The organism is Aeromonas sp. SE22, assembly GCF_038739755.1.
GTDB lineage: Bacteria > Pseudomonadota > Gammaproteobacteria > Enterobacterales > Aeromonadaceae > Aeromonas > Aeromonas jandaei.
In genome coordinates this window covers 24,991-50,587 of record NZ_JBCGFD010000006.1, presented here as the reverse complement: position 1 = coordinate 50,587, position 25,597 = coordinate 24,991, and the positions used below count along the sequence as shown (strand labels likewise).

Below are 25,597 nucleotides of genomic sequence, written 5' to 3'. Positions count from 1 at the left end.
GCAGGCCTCGTGCCTGCGTTTTGTTTTCTGAGGGATTGAGATGCTGAAGTTTTCCGTGCTGGTGGATGACGACGTTCATCTGCCTGGCTGTCTGCCCGAACGGGGGTTGGCGCTGCTGCTGGAGTGTGACGGCCTCAGGGTGCTGTTCGACAGCGGCCGTGGCCGGGCGCTGTGCCACAACGCCGCCGTGATGGGGATCGATCTCGCCTCGCTCACCCATGTGGTGCTCTCTCACGGTCATTACGACCACGTGGGTGGGGTCGGCTCGCTGCCCGTCTATCCAAGACCCATCCCGCTCATCGCCTGTCCGGATGTGTTCTGCGAGCGGGGCTATTTCTTGTCGCTTCCCTTCTGGCGGCGCAACCTCTATCGCCTGTCGGGGGAGCTGGCTCGGGAGTCGCTGCCGGCCAGAGGTTTGCTCCCCCATTGCTCGGCCGAGCCGGTGTGGCTCTCGGATCGTCTGGTGTTTCTCAGTAGCATCATGCGGCGTGACCGGGCTGTGCCTTCGCTGCTTGGCTACATAGTGCGGGGTGGGCGGGTGGAGAAAGACCTTATCAGCGACGACTCGGCGCTGGCCTACAAGAGCGAGCAGGGGCTTATCGTCTTTATCGGCTGCGGTCATGCTGGGGTCGAAAACATCATCGAACGGGCCAAGGAGGTGTGTGGCGACGAGCGGATCCACGCCGTCATCGGCGGCCTGCACCTGAAGTTCTCCGGCCCACAGCGGGCGGCGGCGCTCGGCACCTATCTGCAGGGAGAGGCGGTAGAGCAGTTGTTTGCCTGCCACTGTACCGGCAGCAGAAAGGCGGGGTTGCCGCGCCAGCGCCAGATCGGGGCGGGTTTTGAGCACCTGTTTTCGGCGTAAAAAAAACGGCAATCCGAAGATTGCCGGGAGGAATGTAGTGAAGCGACCTGACGTGGGTTGAGCGGGTCGCAGGGGCAAGCCCCCGATTGCGAAGCGTGGCCACAGCTGGCCTCGCTTCTTACAGCCTGCCGGGGATGCGCTCGCTCAACCCCGACGGCCACCTGCCTGTTGCCATGCCGGCTGCGATGGCGCCGGCATGGCCTTCATTCGTTACAGCATGCCTTGCACGGCGGCTTTCATCTCGGCTGGCCAGACGCCGACCTGGACCTGACCAATATGCTCTTTTTGCAGCAACAGCATGGCCAGACGGGATTGGCCGATACCGCCACCGATGGTTTGCGGCATCCGTGCTGCCAGCAGATCCTGATGCCAGTCGTACTGCAGGCGATCCTCGTCACCTGTGATGGCGAGCTGGCGGCGCAGCGCCTCGGCATCGACCCGGATCCCCATGGAGGAGATCTCGAAGCTGTCTTGCAGTACCGGGTTCCACACCAGAATGTCGCCGTTCAGACCTGCCAGACCCAGCTCGCTGTGGCTGCTCCAGTCGTCATAGTCCGGGGCGCGTACATCGTGGCGCTCACCGTGGGAGAGGGCACCACCGATGCCGATCAGGAATACGGCACCCAGCTCCTTGGCGATGGCCCGCTCACGCCCCTTGGCATCGAGATCCGGGTAGCAGGCCAGCAGCTCTTCGCTGTGCAGGAACTGGATCTCGGCCGGCAGGAAGGGGGTCAGCTCATGTTCGGCGCAGACTGCGCGCTCGGTGGCCTTGATGGCAGCCCAGATGCCGCGCACGGTTTCCTGCAGATAGGCGAGATCGCGGCGCTCGCTCGGCATCACCTTCTCCCAGTCCCACTGATCCACATAGACGGAGTGGATGGGGGTGAGCTTGTCTTCATCCGGGCGCAGCGCCTTCATGTGGGTGTAGATCCCTTCACCCGGGCCGAAGCCGAAGCGACCCAGGGTCTGGCGCTTCCATTTGGCCAGTGAGTGCACCACTTCGTAGCTGTGCTCAGGCAGGGTCTTCACCTTGACTTGCACCGCATTCTCGTGGCCAGAGAGGTTGTCCTGAGTGCCATCACCGACCCGGCTCAGGATGGGGGCTTGTACCTCCATCAGACCCAGTTGCTGGGCGAGTTGGCGGGAGAACATCTCTTTGACGAAGCTGATCTGCTGTTGGCTGCGAATGTAGTGCTGTTTCATGCTGAATTCCTGTTTCAAATCTCGTTGGATGTGGTGATTCTTCAACGGATCGCCAACTAAATTCAATATTCGATAATAGAAATAGGCTTTGTGTGTTTTTTTCTTCAAAATAATGGTGTTTTTAATGATGTATCGCTAACGGGAGGGCAAAAAAATGCCGGAAAATTACCGGATCGATAATCTCGATCAGGCCATCCTCACCGCCCTGATGGAGAATGCGCGTATTCCTTATGCCGAATTGGCCAAGCAGCTGGCGGTCAGCCCGGGCACCATCCATGTGCGGGTGGAGAAGATGAAGCAGGCGGGGATCATCGAGGGGACGCGGGTGCAGGTTAACCCCAAGAAGCTGGGCTATGACGTCTGCTGCTTTATCGGGATCAATCTGAAGAGTGCCAAGGATTACCCCTCGGCGCTGGCCAAGCTGCAGGCGCTGGACGAGGTGGTGGAGGCTTACTACACCACCGGCCACTACAGCATCTTCATGAAGGTGATGACCCGCTCCATCGATGAGCTGCAGATAGTGCTGATCAACAAGATCCAGACTATCGACGAGATCCAGTCCACTGAAACCCTGATCTCGCTGCAGAATCCGATCCTGCGGGATGTGAAGCCCTGACCGGCTTATCAGGGTTCGATATAGGGAATGCCGTACTTGTCGTAGAGCGCCTTGAGCCGGCCATCCCGTTTCATGCGCAGCAGTTCGGCATCGTAGGCGGCCATCTGGGCCGGGGTATTCTTGTCCGCTTTGGCGCGAGTCCAGGTGTTGAAGTAGGGGCTGCTTTTGAGCGATTTGGGCAGGTAGTCGAGCTTGCCCTCCAGCCCTTCTTCCCTGATCTGGGCAAAGGCGGCGACCAGCGGCATGGGCACGGTATCGATTCGTCCGGCAAGCAGTTTGCGCAGTTGCAGCCGATTCATCGGAATTTGCTGAAAGTGGTAGGTTGGATCGGCCATGGCCGCGGTGAGCTCGGGGGTATAGGAGAAGTCTTTGGTCACGCCGATGCGCCAGGGTTTGAGGTCGGCCAGCGTCTCGTAACGGATCTTCAGCAGGTCTGCCTTGCGTACAAAGAAGTGCCAGCTGTGGCGAACGTGGGCCTGCTGGGGGTAGAGGAGATAGCGCTCGCGTGCGGTATTGTAGGAGTGGGTCAGTACCATATCGCAGAGACCGGTTTCGGCATTGCGGGTGAGGCGGGCGCCGGAGTCGATCAGTTCGATTCGGACAGGGATCCCCAGCTTGCCAAAGATGGCGGTGACGATGTCGATATCGATGCCGCGGGGCTGTTTGTCTGCATCAAGATACTTGAAGATAGGCTCGGGGATGCCACAGAGAACAAGCTCTTTGGCGGATAGGACGAGCGGAAACAAGAGTGGAAAGAGTAGCCACAATCGCTGGATCACACGCAAACTACCTCTCCTGAATCCATTATGCCTATTGCATCGTCGGGCCCCAGTATATTGGGTTGTGCATCATAAGTAAGGGGGGATTCGTTATGGCAAATCCTGAAATCGAGAGCCCGCTGGACGGGATAGACAAATTGACCGTCCTCCTGTATCGCCTTGGCTTGAGCGGTGCGGCGCTGTTGCTACTCTGTCTCGGTGCGGCCTTGCTGAGTCATGGTGACCTGCTGCCACCGGCACAATGGTTGATGTTGCTGGCGCTGGCAAGCGCTATCTGCGCCTTTTCGCTGCACATCTATGACAAACGGATTCGGCTGATACTTCAGGGGTCTGGATGGGCCGCACTGGCCTTGCTGTCCATCGGAGCACCGGATGCACTGGTGCTGGGGGCCGCCCTGGTCACCCTGTCCGGGCTGGCCTTCAAGGAGCAGTTCTGTTTTGCGATCCCCGGGATCAAGCTGGTGCCATTGCTGCTGCCGTTGTTGTGGTTGCTGGAGTGGTTGCAAGTGGCATGGGCCGCTGCTCTGGTTGCACTGGTGAGCGGGGCTCTGCTCACCCTGCTGGCGCTGGCCAAGTGGCGGATGCCCCTCCATTTTGATATTGGTGACAAGAGGCGTTACCAGATCTAGTTCTGTTACCGGAAGTGGCGTCGGTGCGACTCGGCTGATACTGCGTTAACGGCGCAACTCATGGATGAGGATGAAAGGAGAGGGAGGTCTTATGCGTGCATTGGTAACCGGTTGTGGCCGTCGGCTAGGGTTTTATCTGTGCGAGCAGCTGGTGGCTGCGGGCTGGCAGGTGACCGGCAGCTATCGCAGCGAGCGGCCGGAGCTGGCCAGACTGGCGGCGCTGGGTGTCGAGCTGGTGCAGGCCGATCTGGCAATTGAAGAGCAGGTGGGCAAATTGATCGACGTGCTGGCATCCCATCAGGATCTGGCGCTGGTGATCCACAACGCCTCGGCGTTCGAGTCGCAGGCGGCCGAGTCCGCGGCGCAGCTGGCCCAGTTTGATCAGTTCTACCGGGTGCACATGGCGGCCCCCTTCCAGCTCAATCGGGCGCTGGCGCCGCAACTGGCGAGCAACGCCAACGCCAGCATCATCCACATCACCGATATCTACATCCACGCCCCAGCCCCGCGTTTTGCCAGCTATGTGGCCACCAAGGCGGGAGCCCATTCGCTGGCCATGAGCTTTGCTCGCGAGCTGGCCCCGGCAATCCGGGTTAACACCATAGAGCCGGGCCCAATCCTGTTTCTCGACGAGCATGACGAGGCGTGGCGCCAGCAGGTGTTGGCGAAAACGCCGCTGGCGCGGGAGGGAGGGTTGGAGCCTATCTGGCAGGCGGTGCAGTTACTGATGGCGAACAGCTATATGACCGGGGCCAGCATCAAGGTGGATGGGGGGCGCGCTCTGGCCGTGCTCTGATGGCATGCAAACCGTGGTTGGCTCCAGACCTATCGACTGGATATGTACGGTTTTACCCGAGCCGGCGGGCAGATGCAGCTCCAGCGCAACCTTGGGATCGTGCACCTCGCCGCGTCCGTAGAGTTCGGCCAGCAGCTCGATGAGGTAGGAGTCGACCTGCTCAGCAGCAAAGTCGCCGTGCGGGTTGCTGGCGAGAATGTCGATGTCGAGCGGGCGGTCGTGCACCTTGCAGAGGGGATCGCTGCGGTCGCGGCCATGACCCACTTCCATGGCCACAAAGGTCTGTTTCAGGGCGGAGGCATCCAGTTCGCTCTCCAGGATCAGCAGACAGTTGAGAAAGTCATGGCTGGAGTGCATCCCCACCGGCTTGGTGCTGATCACCGAGCTGGTTTGCAGACGGCCAAAACGGCTGAGCAGCTCCTCCAGCACCTTGGTGACATGGCTATTTGGGTCAAGATTGGAACCAATGCTACACAGATAGAACATGTTCACCATCCTTGGTTGGGGCTCATCTGAAATGTATACGCAGCTCACGGTTATCGGATTAACTATGGCGTAACATTGTCTTATCTATTGTGATCCGGCACTGATTGGCAGAAAGGAGGTTTGCATGAGTGTTGAGCTGAAATGGGCGCTGTTGACCGCCTCGGGCGCGCTGGCGATGATCCTGACCATCTGTCTGGCTTCTGTCGCTTTGGCGTGAGTCACCACAATCCAGATAATCCGAACCGGCCTGTTGGCCGGTTTTGTTTTTTGGGCGCTGAGGGCTATGCTGGCGCACCGGTGAGAACGCAAGAGAAGAGACGATGACCAAGGTTCGCCCACGCTCCCTGCTGCAGGTGGTATTGATAGGGTTTGTGCTGGTGCTGATGCCGCTCGGTGGGATGATCTGGCACAACACCAATGCCCTGACCCACCTGAGCCAGCTCACCAGCGACGAGATGGAGCGGGCGGTCAAGGATACCCGCCGTGCCACCCTGCTTACTGCACAAGCCATCGATATCGAGCGCACCCTGCGCCGCTTTGCGGTGCTGGGGGACAGCCGCAGTCTGGCCAGCTACCGGCTGCAGCTTGAGGGGTATCACCGCCTGCTGGCGGAGCATCGCAACTCCCTCTCCGACCCTCAGCTCTATGGTGGCCTTGATGAGCTGCTCGCGCAATTTGGCTCGTTGCAGGAGGGGGCGCAGGCCAAAAAAGCGGTGGCGGGTGACATCCTCGACCAGTTCAATCGCTTGAGTCAGCAGCTGGAGGTGGGTACCCGCAGCCGGGTTGACGAGCAGATGGATCGGGTGCGTCTGGCCATTGATGCCCTGACCAAAGAGCTCTGGTGGGTCAGCGCGGTGGTGGCGGTGATCAGCCTGCTGCTGGTCTTTATCTTCACCTACCTGATCACCCATCCGGTACGACAAATTGAGTCGCGTATCTTGAGCTTGGGCGCGGGGGTCGAGCCGGATCCGCAGCCGGTGGATGGCCCCGCCGAACTGGTGTTGCTGGGGGAGCGGATCCTCTGGTTGCACGACAAACTCAAGGAGCTGGAGCTGCAAAAATACCAGTTCCTGCGCCATGTTTCCCACGAGCTGAAGACCCCGCTGGCGGTGTTGCGCGAGGGTTCGGATCTGCTCTGCGAGCAGCTGGTCGGGCCTTTGACACCGGATCAGCTGGAGATCTGCCAGATGCTGGATGAGAACAGTCGCCGCTTGCAGACCCTTATCGAGCGGCTGCTCGATTTCAACCGACTCACCCAGCAGGAGACGTTCGAACTGGAGCCGGTTCCCCTGTTGCCCATGCTGGCAGAACTTTCTGCCGAGTATCGGCTGGCATTGGAGTCCAAGCAGATCCGTGTACACTTGCCGACCGAACCGGTTACCTTGTGGGCAGAGCCCTACCGGTTGAGGTTGATCCTCGATAACCTCTTCTCCAACGCCGTCAGTTATGGTGCCCAGGGTGGCAATATCTGGATCCGCGCCGGAGCAGAGGAGCAGGCGAGCTGGTTGGAGGTTGCCAATGAGGGGCCCGAGATCCCCGAGGCAGATCGGCAGCGCATTTTTGAACCCTTCGAGCAGGGCAGCACAGTGCGGCAAGGTGTCCTGAAAGGCTCTGGCATGGGGCTTTCCATCGCTCGCGAGTCTGCCTCCAGCCTGGGAGGGGAGTTGGTTCTGGTGAAGGATGAACAGGCAGATGTCTGCTTCAGGTTGACGTTGAAATGAGGTCTATGAAAATACAGCGCGTATTTCCAGCCCTGCTAGCCGGGCTGCTCGCGGGTTGCTCCTGGCTGCCGCCGCAGGCACGGCAGGAGTCCTCCGATATCGCTTTTGCCAAGCGAATGGAGTTTGCCAACAAGGAGATGCAGGTGCGCCTGCAATACTCCGACTGGTTGCTGGCCAGCCATCCCCAGCAGCGGGTGCAGGAGCGGCAGCGCCTCAAGGGGGCTGACGATCTCGAGAGCCGGGTCAGTCTGGCGATGGTCGATTCCCACCCCGCCGAGGCAGTCGCCACTCGCCGCGCCGGCCTGGCGCGCCTGAAGAAGATGCTGCCGGAGCTGGGGCTCGACGCTCAGGCGTTTTTGCGCAGCTGGATCGCCCTTGGCGAGGAGCTGCTGGCCCGCGATAGCCGGCGCGATGACCAGAGTCAGGAGATCCAGAAGCTGCGCCGCCAGATCGAGCAGCTCTCGGCCATCGACGAGCAGCTCAACCAGCGCAAGCTGAATGAACATCGCGAGGTAGTACCATGAGCCGGATCCTGCTGGTGGATGACGACGTCAGCCTGCTCAAACTGATGAGCATGCGCTTGCGCAGTCAGGGTTATGAAGTGGATACCGCCGACAGTGCGGAGGGGGCGCTCGACCGTTTGCGGCAGCAGCGCGCCGATCTGGTGCTGAGTGACTTGCGCATGGGTGGCATGGACGGGCTGGCGCTGTTCGAGCGGATCCAGGCCCAGTGGCTCGGCTTGCCGGTCATCATCATGACCGCCCACGGCACCATCCCCGATGCCATTCAGGCGACCCGTTCCGGGGTATTCAGCTTTCTGACCAAACCCATCGACAAGGATGAGCTGCTGGCCACCATAGAGCAGGCCCTCAGCCTGACCCGCCCGAAGCAGCAGCTGGAGTGGCAGTCGTTGATCCTGACCCGCAATCCCCAGCTGGAGCAGTTGCTGATCCAGGCGCACAGCATCGCCACCATGGAGGTGCCCGTGCTGATCATGGGGCCGTCCGGTTCCGGCAAGGGGGCGATGGCACAGGCGCTCTATCAGGCGAGCCAGCGGCGTGATCGGCCGCTGCATACCATCAACTGTGCCGCCATTCCCTGGGCAGCCCTCGACCTGCAGCTGTTCGGGGAAGATGGTCACTCCGGTCTGTTCGAGCAGGCCAAGGGGGCGACCCTCTTTCTCGACGAGATCGGCAGCCTGTCGGAGTCGCTGCAGGCCAAGTTGCTGCAGGTGATGGAGGAGTATGGTCAGGGTACGCCGGAGGTGCGGGTGCTCAGCTCCAGCCATCAGGATCTGGTCAGAGCGATGGAGGAGGGGCGCTTTCGCGAAGATCTCTTCTACCGCCTCAACGTCGCCAATATTACCCTGCCATCCCTCAGCGCCCGCAGCGAGGATATCCCCCTGCTGGCCCGTCAGGCCCTCGATGACTACCGCAGTCGCAACAGTGACTGCGCCGCCATGGGCTTTTCACCCGAGGCGCTGGCGATGCTGGCAGCGGCGGCCTGGCCCGGCAACGTGCGCCAGCTCTGCAACGTGGTGGAGCAGCTGGCCAGCCTCTGCTGCAGCCCGGTGATCGGGGTATCCATGGTGGAGTCTGCCCTGAGCGGTGGTGGCGGTGGCATCCCCTCGTTCAACGAGGCGCGGGCCGAGTTCGAGAAGGAGTATCTGATCCGGCTGCTGCGCACCACAGAGGGCAACGTGACTCTGGCAGCCAATATGGCGGGGAGGAATCGTACCGATTTCTACAAGCTATTGAACCGGCACGGCATCGAGGCGGCAAACTTCAAATCGAAAGGGTAACTCTGTGCGAAACGGCCCTGAATGGGAGGGCCGCTTCGCCGTGGATATCGCTCAGGCTGGGTCGGTGACGCCATCCGCGTTGCGGGGCTTCAGGGTCTTTTGGGAGAGCCAGAGTCCGCTCGCCTTCATCAGATAACCGAACAGGGCACCTATCACCAGCGAGGGCAGCACCAGCCGCCACTCACCCGCCGCCCCGAAGGTGGCGCAGCAGCCGGCGAAGGTGCCGGGAATATAGCCGAGCCACTGCTGCTTGGCCTGCACGCACATCAGGGTCGCCACTACGCCCGTCATCACATAACCCGCCACGCCGGCCCCCCACAGGTCACCGCCATGGATCAGCAGCAGCGCCCACAGCATGCCGCTGGCGTTGCAGAAGATGGTCTGCAGCAGCGCCTTATAGCCGCCGCTGGAGGCGAAATAGCTGGTGCAGCCGAGGAAGCCGACCCAGGAGAGCAGGCCTAGCGCGACGGCCAGCCAGCCCCATACGGCGGAGAGAATACCTGTGGTGATAGCGATGGCGATCAGTGGGCTCATGGCGTGACTCTTCAGTTGGCTTCACGAAAACGGGCAGCCTACCCCTGGCAATCGGGGCGGCAAGCGGGGGCGGAATTGTGTGTGATCTCCATCACCTTTTTCAACTCAGGAATACGCTTGCGCTCGCGAAAAAAATTCATTGGTGACCGGCCAAACCCTCGACCATAGTTAGAGGCCCTGTCCTGCTCATGGAGTGAGTCTGATGGTGCCAAATGTGATCGTTCCCCTGCTGGTATTCGTAGTGCTGTTTCTGGTCGGAACCATGGCCAAGGCGCTGCCCCTGTACCACCTGATGTAATCCGGTGTGAAATAAAAATCTGCCGGGGCGGGTCTTATCTCTGTCGCCTCTAACTGCCCCGGGAGTTTTTCATGTTGATCAAACGTCGTGCCCCCCATCATCTCACCGAACAGGATGTCACCCCGGAAGCCGTCTATCAGGATCGCCGTCTCATTCTCAAGGGACTGGGTCTGGGCGCCGCCACCCTGGCGTTTCCCACTCAGGCCGGTGTGTTCGACCTGCTACGCGGTAAAGAGGATGCGCCCCAGCTACCCACCAAGCCGCTCAACAGCAAGCAGGCCACCCGGCCAGCCGGTCTGGTGCTGACACCGGAAGAGAAGGCGACCAGTTACAACAACTTCTACGAGCTGGGTACCGACAAGACGGATCCGGCCCGCAACGCTCATTACCTCAAACCGGAACCCTGGACGTTGAAGGTGGAGGGGGAGGTCGCCAAACCCTTCACTCTCGATGTGTGGGATCTCATCAACAAAACCGAGTTGGAGGAGCGGATCTACCGGCTGCGCTGCGTCGAAGCCTGGTCGATGGTGCTGCCCTGGAATGGCATCTCGCTGGCCGAGATCATCCGCCGTGCCGAACCGACCAGCCGCGCCAAGTTTGTCGCCTTCGAGACCCTGTTCGATCCGAAACAGCTGCCCGGTCAGGCCTCTGCCTCGCTGGGCGGCGGCATCGACTATCCCTACGTCGAGGGGCTGCGCATCGACGAGGCGATGCACCCGCTCTCCTTCCTCGCCATGGGACTCTACGGCAAGACCCTGCCCGCCCAGAACGGAGCGCCAATCCGGCTGGTGGTGCCGTGGAAGTACGGTTTCAAGAGCATCAAGAGCATCGTCTCCATCCGCTTGGTGGAGGAGATGCCGCCCACCACCTGGAATCTGCTCGCCCCCAACGAATATGGCTTCTACGCCAACGTCAATCCGCAGGTGGATCACCCGCGCTGGAGCCAGGCTAGCGAGCGGTTCATCGGCGAGGGCGGGCTGTTCGGTGCCAAGCGCCAGCCGACCCTGATGTTCAACGGCTATGGCGATGAGGTCGCCTCGCTCTATCAGGGGATGGATCTGCACCAATGGTACTGAAACTGAAACCCTCACATATCAGCGGCTTGCGGGCGCTGGTGCATCTGGGTTCCCTCGGCTTTCTGCTCTGGCTGGGGTACGCCCTGCCGGCCGGTCTGCTGGGGGGCGACCCCGTGCCCGAGCTTATCCACTACCTCGGCAAGGGGGCGCTCAACCTGCTGCTGCTCACCCTGCTGGTCTCGCCACTGGCCAAACGCTGGCGGCAGGGGCAGCTCATCAAGCTTCGCCGCCCCCTCGGGCTCTGGTGCATGGTCTGGGCGCTGCTCCACTTCATGGTGTGGCTGGGGCTGGATCTGCAGTTTGACTGGGGGCTGATTGGCGGCGAGCTGGTCAAGCGCCGCTATATCGTGGTGGGAATGGTGGCGCTGCTGCTGTTGCTGGCGCTGGGTATCACCTCGCTGCCGGCGTTGCAGCGGCGGATGGGGGCGGCGTGGCAGAAGCTGCACAACTGGGTTTATGCGGTGGCCCTGCTGGTGCCGGTGCACTACTGGTGGTCGCTCAAGAGTGGTTGGCTGGAGCCGCTCATCTATCTGCTGCTGGCCTGCGCCCTGCTCTGGCCGCGGCGGGAGAAGCTGCTGCGCCCGTGGCGGCTGCGCTGGAAAGCAAAAGAGGCCTAATCGGCCTCTTGTTTTTTGATCTCGCCAGTGTAGGCATCGACGATGAGATGTACCTTTTCATTCTGGCGGTCGAGGGTTTTGACCTCGAATTTGTCCCCTTCCAGCTCCACTTCGCGAATGTCGTGGTACCCTTGCGCCAGCAACAGTTTGACCAGCCCGGCCATGTCGAGGCGGCTCTGGGCAGCCCAGCTTGAGGCACTCAGCAGGCAGAGGATCAGCAGGAAACTGCGCGGGATCATATTCATTCCGGATTCATGGCTGGCAGACTATAAACGCCATTATGTTAGGTTTTTGGAGATGAATCATCCATGAATAGAGCGCTCCCTCTGATCGGGTTGTTGTTGCCAGTGCTGGCGCAGGCGCTGACGCCTGACGAAGCCCTGTTGCAGCAAGCTGTCCATGAGGGACGGGTTCGGCCCTTCCACGAAATGATGGAGGTGGCATCCAGATTGCCGGTGCGGGTGTTGCGGGTCGATCTGGGGGAAGAGGATGGTATCTGGCTCTATGAACTGCGCGTGATCGATCGGGAGAACAGCGTGCTCAAGGTGGCCTATCGGGCCGACAACCTGGAGATGGTGTGGGCCAAGGGCCACCATCTGGAGCGGCTGTTCGAGCCACCCAAGCCCCCGGTCGAGGATGATGAGTAACCTCTTTGTGGAAGCCTGTTCATGCGAATTCTGATTGTTGAAGACGAAAAAATTCTGGCCGGCCAGCTGGCTGAACAGCTGCGCCTCTCCGGCTTTGTCACCGACCTCTGCCACGATGGCAACGAGGCCGGTTTTCTCGGCGAGACCGAGCCCTACGACGCCATCATTCTCGACCTCGGTCTGCCGGGGCGCGATGGCCTGAGCGTGCTGAAGGAGTGGCGCAGCAAGGGGATCGATACCCCGGTGCTGGTGCTGACCGCCCGTGGCCAGTTGCACGAGAAGATCGAGGGGCTCAACGCCGGTGCCGACGACTACCTCACCAAGCCGTTCCAGGTGGCCGAGCTGGTTGCGCGGGTGCATGCGCTGGTGCGCCGGGCGGCGGGCAACGCCAGCTCCATTCTGGAGATCGGTGGGGTGCGCCTCGATATGGCGGCGTCGCAGGTGTGGTACGAAGGGACCCCCATCAAGCTGACCGCCCACGAGTTCCGGGTGCTCGGTTATCTGATGCAGCACCGGGGCAAGGTGGTGTCGCGCAGCGAGCTGATCGACCACATCTACGCCCAGGATTTTGACCGCGACTCCAACACCGTCGAGGTGTTCATCGGCCGGATCCGCAAGAAGACCAACCCCGATCTGATTGAGACAGTGCGCGGCCTCGGGTACCGGATCAACGAATGAGACTGGTGAGAACCCTGCGGGGGCGACTGCTCGCCATCGCGCTGGTGTGGTGCGGGCTGTTTCTGTTCGCCACCGGCTTCAGCCTGCAGACCATGATGCGCAACTACTGGCAGGAGGCGGAAGCCGACGGTCTGCGGTTGCAGCTCTATGATCTGCTCTCCCGGCTGGAAGTGGCGAAAACCGGCTTGCCGGTGGTCACCGAGCCGATGTCAGATCCCCGTTTCAGCCAGCCCTACTCCGGCTACTACTGGCAGCTGGAGCTGGATCACAAGGTAGTGGGGCGCTCCCGCTCCCTGTGGGACACCCATCTGGAGAGCCGCGGCCTCAAGTCCGCCTTTGGCGACCCCGACCTCTTCTTTGGCAAGGGGCCCAACAAGGAGCCGCTGCTGATCATGACCCGCGCCGTGCTGCTGCCCGGTTCGGATCGGCTGTTTACCCTGGTGATGGCGAAAGACAGCAGCGCCCTGACCCAGACCCTCAACAAGACCCGCATCAGCCTGTTCCTCGGCCTCGGCTTTGCCGCGACCGGTCTGGTGCTGGGCTTCATGTTCCAGATTGTCTACGGTCTGCGCCCCTTAAACCTGTTGCGGCGGGAGCTGGGGCGGGTTCATCAGGGCCATCAGGAGGGGTTCCGGCTGCGCTATCCGCTGGAGATCCAGCCGCTGGTGGAGGATATCAACCGGCTGCTGCACCACTACGGCGAGCTGTTGCAGCGGGCGCGCTCCCACACCGGCAATCTGGCCCACGCCCTCAAGACGCCGCTCAGCATCATGCGCAATCAGGTGGCCCAGCTCTCGCCCGAGGATCAGGCCGCCATCAGCGAGCAGCTCGACCAGATCCAGCGCCATATCGATTACCACCTCGGCAAGGCGCGGGTGACCGGCGCCGCCAAGATCCTCGGTGTCTCGACCCCGGTACGGGCACGGGTGGAGTACATCTGCCGCGCCTTCTCCCGCCTCTATCCGGGCAAGACGGTGGACTTGCAGGTGCCGGCCGAACTGGCGGTCGGGGTGGAGGAGCAGGACTTCGACGAGATGGTGGGCAACCTGCTGGAGAACGCCTTCAAGTGGTCTGCCAGCGAGCTGCGCATCTCCAGCGCCGAGCTGGGGGGCTGGATCACCTTGCGCATCGAGGATGACGGCCCCGGTATGAGCGAGGATCAGATCGCCAAGGCGGTGCTGCGCGGGGTGCGGCTCGACGAGAAGGTGCCGGGCTCGGGCCTTGGCCTCAACATCGTCTCCGATCTGGCGGAAGCCTACCGCGGCAGCTTCATCATGGGGCGCGCCGAACTGGGCGGGCTGGCTGCTTCACTCTCGCTGCCCAAGGTGGCAAGAGTGGAGAGCTAGGCATAAGATATGGCACCTGTTTTAGCCTGAGGAAGAGAACCATGACTGATGATCCATGGGCACTGTGTCACCTCGACGACTCATTCGATGCTTCGGTTCTGGGGATCAAGGGTGCCCAGATCCAGTGGTTTGAAGATCGGGATGGCCTGATTGCCTACCTGCTGGAGGATTATGTCGATCTGCTGGCCGACGTGGGCGAGCTGGAAGAGGAGCAGACCGAGCAGGCGCGCGACCGCTTCACCCTGCTGGTGGAGCAGAGCTTCGACGATCGTACCCTGATGGATGCCATCAACGATCTCGCCTCCGGCCTGCGTCGCATCGCCTGGCTGGGGCCGCTCTCGGAGCTTGCCGAGATCAGCGACGACTTTGCCTCCGGCCTGCGCCGCTACTTCTGGAGCCAGTACGATGGCGACGAAGATGACCCGGATGCCTGGGTGCCGGAAGAGCTCTGGCCGCAACTGGTGGAGTGCGCGCAGGAGTATATGGAAGAGGGCGAGTTCTGATTTCCCTCTCTCCTGTCATCGCAGCGATAAAGGATCGGCGCCTTCGGGCGCCGTTTCTATTGGCGCGGATGGCGCGTCCTTATGGTGATCGGGCGCAGCCCTGTGGGGCAGTAGAAGAGCCGGGCAGGGCAGCCAGAGGGCGGTTGGTCATTGGTATAAGTAAAAATCGGGTCATTATCGGAAAAGTCATAAATTAAATTTATGTAGGATAATCAGGCTCCCTCACGGTGCCTGCGAACTATGCCAGCGCCCCGCAAGGGGATCTGCCGATCCTCGGGATTGGTGCTGACGGTGGCGCTTATCCCGACAAGGGATCTCCCGCCACAACCGGGATAAAAAAACGGCGCCATGATGGCGCCGTTTTGTCCGGTTGCAACCGCCTTAGCCGTTGGCCGGTACCACGTGGGCGGTGTTGGCCAGCATCGGGCCTGTGTACTTCTCGATCTGCAGCTGGGCCATGTGGCCGCAGTTGCCCTGCGCCAGACTGGACGAGCCCTCGTCGAAGGTGAGGCAGTTGACGTTGCCGTTCTTGCAGATGCTGCCCGCTTCGCCCGGCTTGGCCGGGTCATACCAGGCCCCTTCGCAGATCCGCACTACCCCCTGACGCACATCTTCGGAGAGCAGGGCGCCCACCAAAATCTGGCCGCGCTCGTTGAAGGCCCGCACCAGATCCCCTTGGGCGATGCCGCGAGCCTTGGCGTCGGCGGGATGGATCATGATCGCCTCGCGGTCGGCGATGGCGAACTTGTCCCGCAGCGGGGTGTTGTCGAGCTGGGAGTGCAGCCGCTGGGTCGGGTGGGAGGTGTTGAGCGACAGCGGATAGCGCGCCGCCACTTCACTCTTCACCCACTCCTTGGGCTCATACCACTTGGGATGACCGGCGCAGTCGGCATAACCCATCCCCGCCACCGTGTTGGAGAAGATCTCGATCTTGCCGGACGGGGTACCGAGCGGGTTGAGCAGCGGGTTCTCGCGAAAATCGGCGTGACGGATCCACTGGCGGTTGGCCTCCGGGATCGGGAAGCGGATGTAGTTGTTGGACTCCCAGAACATATTGAACGGCGGCAGCGCCACGCGAGCGCCGCGAGCCTGCGCGGCCATGCCGTCGTACATCTGCTTGAGCCACAGCATCTCGTCCTTCCCTTCGGTGTACTGCTCCTGCACGCCCAGCTTGGCGGCGATGGCGCTGAAGATGTCGAAGTCGTTGCGAGCTTCAAACTGGGGCGGCACGCACTGGTGCATCGGGAACACATAGCGCTGGGAGTAGTCGCCGCCCATCTCCAGATCGTTGCGCTCGTAGCTGGTGGTGACCGGCAGCACGATGTCGGCGTGCTTGGCGGTGGCGGTCCAGTAGGGCTCGTGGACGATCACGGTCTGCGGCTTGCGCCACGCCTGCAGCAGGTTGTTGGTGTCCTGATGGTGGTGGAAGGGGTTGCCGCCCGCCACGTAGACCAGCTTGATGTCCGGATAGGTCACCTTGCGGCCGTTGAAGTCGATGGTCTTGCCCGGGTTGGCGAGACAGTCGGCGATGCGCGCTACCGGGATCGGGGCCGGGCTGTTCTTCGGCGCGTTGCCGGCGGAGATGCCCGCCAGAATGCCGCCCTTGGCGGTGGGGCTGCCACCGGAGGAGTAGTGGTAACTGAAGCCGTAGCCGCCGCCTGGCAGGCCGATCTGGCCCAGCATGGAGGCCAGAGTGACCAGCATCCAGTTAGGCTGTTCGCCATGCTGCTGACGCTGCATGCCCCAACCGGCCATGATCATGGTGCGCTTGGCGGCCATGTCGAGGGCCAGCTGGCGAATAACCTTGGCATCGACGCCGCAGACGCTGCTCGCCCACTCGGCGCTCTTCGGCTGACCATCATCCTTGCCGAGCAGATAGGCGAGGAACTTGTCGAAGCCGACGGTGTAGCGATCGAGGAAGGCTTGATCGTGCTTCTTCTCGCTGTAGAGGGTGTGGGCCACCCCCAGCATCATGGCCACGTCGGTGTAGGCGTTCGGGGCAATCCACTCGGCACCGACCAGCTTGGCAGTCTCGTTGTAGACCGGATCGATGCTGATGACGCGGGTGCCTTTCTCTTTCAGCGCCTTGAAGCCAGCCTGACCTTCGTGATCCGGCATGTTCCAGCTGTTCTTCAGGGTGACCTGAGCATTGACCCCCCACAGCACCACCAGTTCGGCGTTCTCCACCACGTTGGGCCAGGCGGTCTGCTGCTCGTACACCTCGATGGAGCCCATCACGTGGGACATGATCACCTGAGCCGCGCCGGTGGAGTAGTCACCGGCATAACCGGTGAAGCCGCCGGAGAGGTTCATCAGGCGGTGCAGCAGGGTGCGGCTGTTGTGGAACATGCCGACACTCTTCCAGCCGTAGGAACCGGCGTGGATCGCCTGCGGGCCGAAGTCAGACTGGACGCGCTGGATCTCGCCGGCCACCAGTTCAATGGCTTTCTCCCAGCTCACCCGTACCCACTCGTCGGCGCCGCGCAGCTCGGGTTTGGCGCCCGGGCCATGCTCCAGCCAGCTCTTGCGTACCATGGGGTACTTGATGCGGTTCTTGGCGTGCACCTGGAACGGCGCCATGTCGATGAGATCGTTCGGCGCCGGGTCATCGGCCACCGGCTGGACGCGCACCATGCGGCCATCCTCGACGATCGCCTCGAAGGCACCCCAGTGGGCGCCGGTCAGAATGCCCTTCTGGGCGGGCACCAGAGTCGGGAATTGGCTCAATGCGGTGCTGATGGCTTGCGCCAGCGCGCTTTTCGGGAAAATGCCGCCAAGCAGGGGCAGGGCGGCGCAGGCACCGAGCCCCTTGAGCAGGTTGCGGCGGGAGAGATTGGTCTGCTTGTCGTTAAAACGGGTCATTGGGATTCTCCTCTACCAGCCTCAGTGGGCCGCGTTCATGTCGCTGGCGTGTTTCTGGACATACTGGGTCAGCATGCGTGCCTGTTCCGGGGTGAGGGAGGTACGAGACTCCATCCCCTTGATGACGCCGATCCACTGGTTGGCGTTGAAGTGATCCAGCGCGGTGAGGCCGTGGCAACCGGTGCAGTTGTTGGACATCAGGGTGGAGGCGTATTGCCACAGCTTGCCCTGATCGCCGATGAGCTGGCTCTCGTCTACCCAGGCGGTCAGGCTGACCTGATGCCAGGTGAGGTTGGTGGCGCTGTCGGTTTCGCTCTTGCCGGTGACCAGCGCTTTCTTGGCGGCATCGCCGACCAGCACGCTGAGGATCCGTTTGCCGGGGGCGGCGTAGAACACTTCGCTCACGCCATCCTGCTGCCAGCCGTCGATGCGCACCCGGGCGCGGCCATTCTCCTTGCCCATCATTTCAACCTGAGTGGAGGGCATCAGGGTGCCTTCATCGGTCTTGGCGCTGGCATCCAGATAGAGCGGGGTGGTGGCGATGGCGTAGCGGGTGGTGACGCTGGCCGGGGTCTGGGCGGCGGCTTGCGCCAGTTCGCTGGCACCGGCGGCAGCCAGACCGCTCATGTCGGGCATGATGTGGGCGACGCCGCGGTGGCAGTCGATGCAGGTCTGGCCATCCTTGATGGCGATGGGGTGCTCGGCGCGGGCGTTGGGGCGCTGGGCCAGAATGTCCATGGCTGCGTAGCTGTGGCAGCTGCGGCAGGTGGCGGAGTCATTGGCTTTCAGCTCGTCCCACACGGTCTGGGCCATCCGCAGCTTGTGGGCCTCGTATTTCTCGGGCGTGTCGAGGGTGCCGATCGCCTCGTGATAGATATCCTTCACGGCGCGGATCTTGGTCCACAGATAGGAGGTGGGGTCGCCCGGGATGTGGCAGTCGGCACACTCGGCGCGGATCCCCTTGGTGTTCTGGAAGTGGACGCTGCCCTGATACTCGGCCAGCGGGGTCTGCATGGAGTGGCAGGAGACGCAGAATTCGGTGGAGCTGGTCTTGTGCAGCACGGTCACGGTGACGCCGAGGGCGGCGATACCCAGCATGGCGCCCAGCAGCAGGAGCCAGAACCAGGGTTTTCTTATCAGTTTTCCAATCATGGGGGCTGTGTCCTGTGGTCGATGAATACCAACATAGTAGTAGGTACATAGTAGTCATCGGAGGCGCAGGGGGCGTTGACCTCAATCATGGTTTGAATTTTAAGATGCGCGTCACATTGTGATTAATGTTTTGTTATTGACTGATTTGTCGAATTTAGTTCTGTAAATTGTCGATTTTATGATTGTTTTACTTTCTTCTGCCGCTGTTAGCCCACTCGCAAAACCCTGACGGATTCGTTGATATAGTCGGGATCGAGCCTCAACGGAGTGTCGCTGATGAGCCCTTTCTCCCTGCTGTGTGTCGCCGCCGATGTCCAGCTGCTGGCCGAGTTCGAACAGGAGCTGGCCCCGCTGCTCAGCCGCTTTGCGCTGGTGGTCGCCACCGGGCAGGAGTCGGCCGAGCTGGCGCTTGAGGAGCTGGAGCGCAAGGGGCAGCCGCCGGCCGTGGTGGTGTGCGACAGCGATCTGGGGGATGGGCGCGGGGCTGACTTTCTGATCCGCCTAGGCAGTCAGCACGAGGCGTGCCGCAAGATCCTGCTGGGCAGCCAGCCCGAGATGAAATCGATCATCGAGGCGGTCAACCTCGGCCGCCTCGACTACTACCTGCAGCGCCCCTGGCGCGATGGCAGCCTGCGCCGCGCCGTTATCGAGCAGGCGAGCCAGTTCGTGCTGCACTGCCCGGAGGCGGATCTGCTGAGCTATGCGACCGTGCTCGATAACCAGCGGCTGCTGCGGGCCCATGTCGATCGCCAGCTGGCCGAGTATCGTCAGGGCTTTATGGATTACACCCGCTGCAGCGACGAGGAGTTGTCGCGGGTGGTGATCGACGGCCTCTACCAGTTTTTCGAAGGCAACGACGAGGCGCGGGTCTGCCGCCACTACAGCCCGGGCCATGTGCTGACCCGCGAGGGGGAGCCCAACAGCTTCCTCTGGTTTATCGCCAAGGGGGAGGTGGTGCTGCGCAAGCGCGACGCCCATGGGGTCGATCAGGAGGTGGTGCACTACCGCTCAGGCGCGCTGGTAGGGGGCATGTCCTTCGTCACCGGCGAACCCGCCTTTACCACCGGAGTGACCCTGACCGGCGCCGAGGTGATCAAGCTCGACAAGCTGCAGTTCTCCCGCGTCATGGAGGCGCGCAGCGAGCTGCTCCCCTCCTTTACCAACCTGCTGCTGCGTCACTTCAACCGCCGCCTGCAGAACAGCATCCGCACCGAGATGCGGTTGCAACAGACCCTCGACTCCCTCGAAGCGGCTCATGCTCAGCTGATGGAGAGCGAGAAGATGGCGATGCTGGGCCAGCTGGTGGCCGGTGTTGCCCACGAGCTCAACAATCCGGTGGCGGCCATCATTCGCGGCAGCGAGACCCTGCGCGCCGCCATCCCCGATCTCATCAACCTCGAACTGCCCGCCCCCCTCAAGGGGCTGGGCAATCAGACCCTCTGTCAGGCGCTCTCCTCCCAGCCGGTTTCGACCAGCGAGATCCGCGACAAGACCCGGCAGGCCGAGCGGCGCTTTGGCGAGCGTCAGCAGGCGCGGCTGGCAGTGCAGATGAATCTGGATGACGAGCTGAGTTGGCAGCGCTGGTTTGCCGGGCGCACCGCCAGTGAGCGGGAGGCGCTGCTGGTGCAGCTGGAGCTGTTCCAGCAGACCGGCAGCTTCCTGCGCAATATCGAGGTGTGTGCCCGCCGCATCGGCGATCTGGTCAAGAGCCTCAAGCAGTATGCCCGGCAGGACAGGGACGAGCCCTCGCTGGTGGATCTGCACGAGGGGCTGGAAGATACCCTGCTGATGTTCGAGAACCGCCTCAAGCAGCATGAGCTCTGCAAGGAGTACCAACCCCTGCCGCTGGTGCGCTGCCATCCCGCCGCCCTGCAGCAGGTGTGGACCAACCTCATCGCCAACAGTCTGGATGCCATGAGCGAGCCGGGTAGATTGACGGTGCGCACCGGCCTGCCGGAGCCCGGCTGGGTGATGGTGGAGGTGGAGGATAGCGGCTGCGGCATCGAGCCCGAGCTGTGGCAGCGGATCTTCGATCTCAACTTCACCACCAAGCGGGAGGGGCACTTCGGTCTCGGCATTGGCCTGAGTGTCTCGCTGCAGATAGTGCAGCAGCATCACGGCCGGATCGAGGTGGCCTCCGAGCCGGGGCGTTACACCCGGATGCGGGTCTGCCTGCCGCTGGGGGATATCGGGATGGCCGACTACGGGGGGGAGCCCCGCCACAACGAGCATGCGGCCTGAGCGGGCGCATCAGCCAACAGAGGGCGTGCCGTGGTGCGCCGCCAAGGAGGAGCAATGAACAAACACTATCTGATCCTGTGCGTGGACGATGAGCGGGAGGTGCTGGAGGCGGTGCTCCACGACCTCGCGCCGTTTCGCAGCCATTTCGAGCTGGATGGGGCCGAGAGCGTCGATGAGGCGCGCGAGGTGGTGCACGAGTGGGAGCGGGAGGGGGGCCGGCTGGCGCTGATCCTCTGCGATCACATCATGCCGGGAACCTTGGGGGTCGACTTTCTGGTAGAGCTGAACCGGCGTAGCGCGACCCGGGCCAGCCGCAAGCTGCTGCTCACCGGACAGGCGGGGCTGGAGGCGACCATAGAGGCGGTCAATCGCGGCGGATTGCACTACTACCTCGCCAAGCCGTGGAAGCTGGAGACCCTGCAAGAGGCGGTGCGCGAGCAGCTGACCGACTATCTGCTGACGGAGGATGGCGACAACGCCTTCCACTATGCCCCCGTGCTCAATCAGGCGCGGCTGTTTGCCGCCATTCACGACAATCCGTTCGACGAATAGTCGCGGTTGGGCTTTACCGGTAGGCGCTGTATACTGTCTGCATATACAGTATTTCAGGTAGTCACCGATGCGACTCTTCATCGCCGAGAAGCCCACTCTGGGGCGCGCCATTGCCGATGCCCTGCCCAAGCCCCACAAGAAGGGCGACGGTTTTATCGAGACCGCCCAGGGGGATGTGGTCACCTGGTGCATCGGCCACCTGCTGGAGCAGGCCGAGCCCGATGCCTATGACGCCGCCTTCAAGCAGTGGCGGATGGAGCATCTCCCCATCGTCCCCGCCCAGTGGCAGCTGGTGGCCAAACCCAAGACCAAAACCCAGCTCACCGTCATCAAGCGGCTGATCAAGCAGGCTGACTGCGTGGTCAACGCCGGTGACCCGGACCGGGAAGGACAACTGCTGGTGGACGAGGTGATCGACTTTCTCGGCTACCCGAAAACCAGGCCGGTGCAGCGCTGCCTCATCAGCGATCTCAACCCGCCCGCGGTGCGCCGTGCCCTCGACAAGCTCAGAGACAACAAGGAGTTCGTGCCGCTGGCGGTCTCGGCGCTGGCTCGCAGTCGGGCCGACTGGCTCTACGGCATCAACATGACCCGCGCCTACACACTGCTTGGACGCAAGGCCGGTTGCAGCGAGCTGCTCTCGGTTGGTCGGGTGCAAACCCCGCTGCTCGGGCTGGTGGTACGGCGGGATCTCGAGATCGAGGCCTTCGTCCCCAAACCCTTCTACGAGGTGCTGGCCCATCTGCTGACCGACGGCAACGAGCGTTTCACCGCCAAGTGGCTGCCGTCCGAAGCCTGTCTGCCGTGGCAGGACGAGGAGGGGCGGGTGCTCAACCGGGCGCTGGCCGACAAGGTGGTGAGCCGGATCAATGGCCAATCCGCACAGGTCGAATCGGTGGAGGAGCAGGCCCGCAAGCAGGCGGCGCCGCTCCCCTATAACCTATCCAGCCTGCAGATCGATGCCGCCAAACGCTTCGGCATGGATGCCAAGCGGGTGCTCGACATCTGCCAGAGCCTCTACGAGCGCCACAAGCTCATCACCTATCCGCGCTCTGACAGCCGTTATCTGCCGACCGACCACTTCAAGCGGGCCGAGCAGGTGCGCAGCGCCATCGCCGCCACTGCTCCAGCGTTGGCCAGGGCGGTTGCCGAGGCTGATGGCAATATCCGCAGCAAGGCGTGGAACGACAGCAAGGTGGATGCCCACCACGCCATCATTCCCACCGAGAAGCAGGGCAATCCCGCCACACTGGGGGCCGACGAGGCGAAGCTTTACGGCCTGATTGCCCGTCAGTACCTGCTGCAGTTCTATCCCCCGTTCGAATACAACGACAGCAAGGTGCTGCTGCGCATCGCCGGTGGCCTGTTTCAGGCCAAGGCACGCCGCATTCTGAAGGCGGGCTGGAAGGCGCTGCTCGGAGTGGAGGAGGATGACGACGAAGAGAAGGCAGGCACGCTGCCCGCTCTAAAGGAGGGCGAACAGCTGCTCTGCGAGCGGGGCGAGTTGCAGGAGAAGATGACCCAGCCGCCCAAGTCATTCACCGATGCCACCCTGCTGGCGGCCATGACCGGCATCGCCCGCTATGTGCAGGATCCCGAGATCCGCAAGACCCTGCGCGACACCGACGGCCTTGGCACCGAGGCGACCCGGGCCGGTATCATCGATCTGCTGTTCAAGCGCCGCTTTCTGGTGCGTCAGGGCAAGAGCATCAAGGCGACCCCGACCGGGCGGGCACTGGTGCAGGCGTTGCCAGCCACCGCCACCACGCCGGATATGACGGCGCTGTGGGAGCAGAGCCTCGCCCAGATCGCCGAGCGTCACGGCAGTTACCAGCAGTTTATGGGGCCGCTCACCGAGCAGCTGCACGGTCTGATCGAGGGGGCGCGGCAGGACTCTGGCGCCAGCTTCAGCGCCCTGCCCAAGGAGGCGCCGGGGGCCGGCAAGCGGCGCTTTGCCAAGCGCAAGAGTCCGGCTGCTGGCGGCGCTGCAGCTCGCAAGAGTTCAGGCAAAAGTGCAGGCAGGAGCACGGGCAAGCGGACGACCAAAAGCCAGGCGGCCTGACCATGGGGTGTTGGCAGGAAAAAAAGAGGGGCCATGATGGCCCCTCTTTTTTGTCGGCGTAATGATCAGCAGCCATTAGCCGGTGTAGACACTCTCTTCCGGATACTTGATGCGGGTCTCGCTCGGGCGGGCCAGCATAAAGGCGAGGGTGAGCGGGCCGAGACGGCCGCAGATCATCACCAGCACCAGAATGAACTTGCCCGGGCCGCTCAGGCTCGGGGTGATGCCGGTGGAGAGACCGACGGTGGCAAAGGCCGAAATGGTTTCGAACATGATTTTGTCGAACGGCAGCGCGTCGGTGATCATCAGCAGGAACATGGCCAGCATCAGTACCATGGTGCTGACGATGATGATGGCCAGCGAGCGGGTGACGATCTGGGGCGACAGGGTGCGGCCGAAGGCGGTGACGTGAGGGCGCTTGGTAAGAAATGCCTTGGTCGCCAGCAGCACCACGGCAAAGGTGGTCACCTTGATACCGCCACCGGTGGAGGTGGCACCGGCACCGATAAACATCAGCATCATCATGAACAGCAGCGAGGCGGGCACCATCTGGCCGATGTCGATGGAGTTGAAACCTGCGGTACGGGCGCTGGCCGACTGGAAGAAGGCCGCCAGCAGCTGGCCGCCAATACCGGCGTTGCCAAAAGTGCCCGGGTTGTTGCGCTCCAGCAGCCAGAAGACCACGGTCCCCAGCAGCAGCAGGGCCGGCGTCATCAGGATCATCAGCTTGCTGTGCAGCTTCAGTTTGCGCCAGCGACGGTTGCGCACCAGATCGACGATAACGGTAAAGCCGATACCGCCGAGGATCAGCAGGCCGGCGATGGTCAGACAGATGAGGGGGTCATCCCGGTAGCTGATCAGGTTGTTGGCAAACAGCGAGAAACCTGCGTTGTTGAAGGCTGAGACAGCGTGGAAGAAGCTGACATAGAGGCCGCGACTCCAACCCATTTCGGGCACCCAGCGAATGGCCATCAGGCCGGTGCCGATCAGCTGGGCGATGAAGGCGAACAGCACGATACGCTTCACCAGCTGGATGATGTTGACCGAGCCCTCCTGTCCCAGCGCCTCCTTGGCGAGTACCTGCTGGCGCAGGCCGACCCGCTTGCTGAAGATGGCGATGAGCAGCAGGGTCATGGTCATCTGCCCCAGCCCGCCAATCTCCATCAACATGATCAGAAAGATCTGCCCCTGCAGGGTGAAGGCGGTGCCGGTGTCCACCACGCCAAGACCTGTCACGCAGATGGCCGAGGTGGCGGTGAACAGGGCGTTGATGAAGCTCACCTCGCCGTTATGGCTGGAGGGCTGCACCAGAAAGATAGTGCCTATCAGCAGGATGATCAGAAAGCTGCCAAGGATCAGCTTGGCCTCGCTCCAGCGGGAGTCATCCTCCCGGTGAAGGGCGAAGGCAAAGCTGTTGCGCCAACGGGTCATAGGGTTTCCAGCCAGTGGTCGATCGCGTGTTTGTTGCCTGCCAGGATGAGGATGTCACCCAGTTGCAGCTCCATCTTGCCGGTCAGTACGTTGTGCAGCACCTCGCCGCGCTTGATGGCGAGCAGCTGGAAGTCGTTCTGCTGCAACAGGTGGAAGTCGCTGAGCGCCTTGCCATTTTGCTGCAAGCCGATGACGAACTCGGTCAGCACCATGTCGTGACCCAGCTCGAGATAGTCGAACAGGCGGTTGTCGAGCATGCTCTGCGCGACCCGGCGGCCCATGTCCCACTCGGGGTTGATCACCTTGTCGGCGCCCACTTTCTGCAGGATCTTGGCGTGGAACTTGTCGCGTGCCTTGACCCACACCTTCTTCACGCCCGCTTCTTTCAGCACCAGGGTGGTGAGGATGCTGGTCTCCAGGTTGTCACCGATGGCGACGAAGACGATGTCGAAGTTGGCCAGCCCCAGCTCGGCGACGGTGGCCTCATCGGTGGCATCAGCCACGACGACGTGGTTGCAGAGGGTGGCGATTTGGCGGGTCTTGCTCTCGTCGATATCGATAGCCAGCACCTCGGCATCCTGCCGCTGCAGCTCTTCGCACAGCGCGCTGCCAAACAGGCCCAGGCCGATGACGGCAAACTGGTTGTTCATGAGTTATTCCTCAACAGTTGAAGCTGACTACTCTAAACCACTGTTATTCGTC

The 25,597-nt window shown here is 62.2% G+C and carries 26 protein-coding genes; 17 read left to right on the top strand and 9 right to left on the bottom strand.

Going from position 1 to position 25,597, the window contains the following annotated elements; genetic code table 11:
• Positions 1 to 40: 40 nt before the first annotated feature.
• On the top strand, positions 41 to 865 hold the full coding sequence (locus AAHA39_RS11770) for an MBL fold metallo-hydrolase (RefSeq protein ID WP_320655708.1): 825 nt from the start codon (positions 41 to 43) through the stop codon (positions 863 to 865).
• 210 nt (positions 866 to 1,075) lie between these two features.
• Here AAHA39_RS11770 and asnA read toward each other — a convergent pair whose 3' ends face one another.
• Positions 1,076 to 2,068 (bottom strand): aspartate--ammonia ligase, encoded by a 993-nt coding sequence (gene asnA / locus AAHA39_RS11765; RefSeq protein WP_320655707.1) that lies wholly within the window; start codon positions 2,066 to 2,068, stop codon positions 1,076 to 1,078.
• Positions 2,069 to 2,222: 154 nt separating this feature from the next.
• On the opposite strand from asnA, the gene asnC reads away from it, so the two are divergent.
• On the top strand, positions 2,223 to 2,684 hold the full coding sequence (gene asnC / locus AAHA39_RS11760) for a transcriptional regulator AsnC (protein WP_005339783.1): 462 nt from the start codon (positions 2,223 to 2,225) through the stop codon (positions 2,682 to 2,684).
• Positions 2,685 to 2,692: 8 nt separating this feature from the next.
• On the opposite strand, the gene AAHA39_RS11755 is transcribed toward asnC, so the two are convergent.
• The gene (locus tag AAHA39_RS11755) at positions 2,693 to 3,469 is read right to left on the bottom strand and encodes a substrate-binding periplasmic protein (protein ID WP_320655706.1); all 777 of its coding nucleotides are present in this window, start codon (positions 3,467 to 3,469) and stop codon (positions 2,693 to 2,695) included.
• 86 nt (positions 3,470 to 3,555) lie between these two features.
• On the opposite strand from AAHA39_RS11755, the gene AAHA39_RS11750 reads away from it, so the two are divergent.
• Positions 3,556 to 4,092: a DUF2301 domain-containing membrane protein gene (locus AAHA39_RS11750; protein ID WP_320655705.1), complete on the top strand. Its 537-nt coding sequence runs from the start codon at positions 3,556 to 3,558 to the stop codon at positions 4,090 to 4,092.
• A gap of 91 nt (positions 4,093 to 4,183) precedes the next feature.
• A complete protein-coding gene (locus tag AAHA39_RS11745; protein WP_320655704.1) occupies positions 4,184 to 4,888 on the top strand; it encodes an SDR family oxidoreductase in 705 nt (234 codons plus the stop codon).
• On the opposite strand, the gene AAHA39_RS11740 is transcribed toward AAHA39_RS11745, so the two are convergent.
• A complete protein-coding gene (locus tag AAHA39_RS11740) occupies positions 4,814 to 5,374 on the bottom strand; it encodes a 2-amino-4-hydroxy-6-hydroxymethyldihydropteridine diphosphokinase (protein WP_320655703.1) in 561 nt (186 codons plus the stop codon). The two genes, AAHA39_RS11745 and AAHA39_RS11740, sit on opposite strands and share 75 nt — an antisense overlap.
• 124 nt (positions 5,375 to 5,498) lie before the next feature.
• Between AAHA39_RS11740 and cydH the strand changes: the two genes are divergently transcribed.
• The 4 genes from cydH (at position 5,499) to AAHA39_RS11720 (ending at position 8,896) form a co-directional block, all read left to right on the top strand.
• The gene (gene cydH / locus AAHA39_RS11735) at positions 5,499 to 5,591 is read left to right on the top strand and encodes a cytochrome bd-I oxidase subunit CydH (protein ID WP_005341891.1); all 93 of its coding nucleotides are present in this window, start codon (positions 5,499 to 5,501) and stop codon (positions 5,589 to 5,591) included.
• 103 nt (positions 5,592 to 5,694) lie between these two features.
• A complete protein-coding gene (locus tag AAHA39_RS11730; RefSeq protein ID WP_320655702.1) occupies positions 5,695 to 7,095 on the top strand; it encodes a sensor histidine kinase in 1,401 nt (466 codons plus the stop codon).
• Positions 7,092 to 7,619 (top strand): hypothetical protein, encoded by a 528-nt coding sequence (locus AAHA39_RS11725; protein WP_370689172.1) that lies wholly within the window; start codon positions 7,092 to 7,094, stop codon positions 7,617 to 7,619. Before AAHA39_RS11730 ends, AAHA39_RS11725 begins: the two co-directional genes overlap by 4 nt.
• Positions 7,616 to 8,896, top strand: a complete 1,281-nt coding sequence (locus tag AAHA39_RS11720; protein WP_043850754.1) for a sigma 54-interacting transcriptional regulator — start codon at positions 7,616 to 7,618, stop codon at positions 8,894 to 8,896. Before AAHA39_RS11725 ends, AAHA39_RS11720 begins: the two co-directional genes overlap by 4 nt.
• 51 nt (positions 8,897 to 8,947) lie before the next feature.
• On the opposite strand, the gene AAHA39_RS11715 is transcribed toward AAHA39_RS11720, so the two are convergent.
• The gene (locus AAHA39_RS11715; protein WP_041209562.1) at positions 8,948 to 9,430 is read right to left on the bottom strand and encodes a DUF1097 domain-containing protein; all 483 of its coding nucleotides are present in this window, start codon (positions 9,428 to 9,430) and stop codon (positions 8,948 to 8,950) included.
• Positions 9,431 to 9,799: 369 nt separating this feature from the next.
• Between AAHA39_RS11715 and msrP the strand changes: the two genes are divergently transcribed.
• Together msrP and AAHA39_RS11705 are read left to right on the top strand one after the other, a co-directional pair.
• Positions 9,800 to 10,804, top strand: a complete 1,005-nt coding sequence (gene msrP / locus AAHA39_RS11710; protein WP_320655701.1) for a protein-methionine-sulfoxide reductase catalytic subunit MsrP — start codon at positions 9,800 to 9,802, stop codon at positions 10,802 to 10,804.
• Entirely contained in the window at positions 10,795 to 11,421 is a 627-nt protein-coding gene (locus tag AAHA39_RS11705; protein WP_320655700.1) for a protein-methionine-sulfoxide reductase heme-binding subunit MsrQ, read from the top strand. Before msrP ends, AAHA39_RS11705 begins: the two co-directional genes overlap by 10 nt.
• Here AAHA39_RS11705 and AAHA39_RS11700 read toward each other — a convergent pair.
• Complete coding sequence (locus AAHA39_RS11700; RefSeq protein ID WP_041209565.1) at positions 11,418 to 11,666, bottom strand: PepSY domain-containing protein; 249 nt, start codon at positions 11,664 to 11,666, stop codon at positions 11,418 to 11,420. The genes AAHA39_RS11705 and AAHA39_RS11700 overlap by 4 nt on opposite strands.
• 63 nt (positions 11,667 to 11,729) lie before the next feature.
• Here AAHA39_RS11700 and AAHA39_RS11695 point away from each other — a divergent pair, with 63 nt between their 5' ends.
• From AAHA39_RS11695 to AAHA39_RS11680, 4 genes are read left to right on the top strand one after another with little or no spacing between them, the layout of a single operon-like run.
• A complete protein-coding gene (locus AAHA39_RS11695; protein WP_033114843.1) occupies positions 11,730 to 12,068 on the top strand; it encodes a PepSY domain-containing protein in 339 nt (112 codons plus the stop codon).
• Between the two features lie 21 nt (positions 12,069 to 12,089).
• Positions 12,090 to 12,746, top strand: a complete 657-nt coding sequence (locus tag AAHA39_RS11690; RefSeq protein WP_005339826.1) for a response regulator transcription factor — start codon at positions 12,090 to 12,092, stop codon at positions 12,744 to 12,746.
• Positions 12,743 to 14,092, top strand: a complete 1,350-nt coding sequence (locus AAHA39_RS11685; protein WP_320655699.1) for a sensor histidine kinase — start codon at positions 12,743 to 12,745, stop codon at positions 14,090 to 14,092. The genes AAHA39_RS11690 and AAHA39_RS11685 overlap by 4 nt, the downstream gene beginning before the upstream one ends.
• 41 nt (positions 14,093 to 14,133) lie before the next feature.
• Positions 14,134 to 14,595 (top strand): hypothetical protein, encoded by a 462-nt coding sequence (locus AAHA39_RS11680; RefSeq protein WP_041209567.1) that lies wholly within the window; start codon positions 14,134 to 14,136, stop codon positions 14,593 to 14,595.
• Between the two features lie 381 nt (positions 14,596 to 14,976).
• Here the strand turns inward: AAHA39_RS11680 and torA are convergent, their stop codons facing one another.
• Together torA and AAHA39_RS11670 are read right to left on the bottom strand one after the other, a co-directional pair.
• The gene (gene torA / locus AAHA39_RS11675) at positions 14,977 to 17,457 is read right to left on the bottom strand and encodes a trimethylamine-N-oxide reductase TorA (protein WP_320655698.1); all 2,481 of its coding nucleotides are present in this window, start codon (positions 17,455 to 17,457) and stop codon (positions 14,977 to 14,979) included.
• Positions 17,458 to 17,478: 21 nt separating this feature from the next.
• A complete protein-coding gene (locus AAHA39_RS11670) occupies positions 17,479 to 18,609 on the bottom strand; it encodes a NapC/NirT family cytochrome c (protein WP_320655697.1) in 1,131 nt (376 codons plus the stop codon).
• A 276-nt stretch (positions 18,610 to 18,885) separates the two neighbouring features.
• On the opposite strand from AAHA39_RS11670, the gene AAHA39_RS11665 reads away from it, so the two are divergent.
• From AAHA39_RS11665 to AAHA39_RS11655, 3 genes are all read left to right on the top strand, one after another.
• Positions 18,886 to 20,850: an ATP-binding protein gene (locus AAHA39_RS11665; protein ID WP_201909027.1), complete on the top strand. Its 1,965-nt coding sequence runs from the start codon at positions 18,886 to 18,888 to the stop codon at positions 20,848 to 20,850.
• A 54-nt stretch (positions 20,851 to 20,904) separates the two neighbouring features.
• Positions 20,905 to 21,402, top strand: a complete 498-nt coding sequence (locus AAHA39_RS11660) for a response regulator (RefSeq protein WP_201909028.1) — start codon at positions 20,905 to 20,907, stop codon at positions 21,400 to 21,402.
• A 67-nt stretch (positions 21,403 to 21,469) separates the two neighbouring features.
• A complete protein-coding gene (locus AAHA39_RS11655) occupies positions 21,470 to 23,464 on the top strand; it encodes a DNA topoisomerase III (RefSeq protein ID WP_320655696.1) in 1,995 nt (664 codons plus the stop codon).
• A gap of 75 nt (positions 23,465 to 23,539) precedes the next feature.
• On the opposite strand, the gene AAHA39_RS11650 is transcribed toward AAHA39_RS11655, so the two are convergent.
• Both AAHA39_RS11650 and AAHA39_RS11645 read right to left on the bottom strand, forming a co-directional pair.
• A complete protein-coding gene (locus AAHA39_RS11650; protein ID WP_071913858.1) occupies positions 23,540 to 24,895 on the bottom strand; it encodes a TrkH family potassium uptake protein in 1,356 nt (451 codons plus the stop codon).
• On the bottom strand, positions 24,892 to 25,545 hold the full coding sequence (locus AAHA39_RS11645) for a potassium channel family protein (protein WP_043850763.1): 654 nt from the start codon (positions 25,543 to 25,545) through the stop codon (positions 24,892 to 24,894). Before AAHA39_RS11645 ends, AAHA39_RS11650 begins: the two co-directional genes overlap by 4 nt.
• Between the last annotated feature and the right edge of the window lie 52 nt (positions 25,546 to 25,597).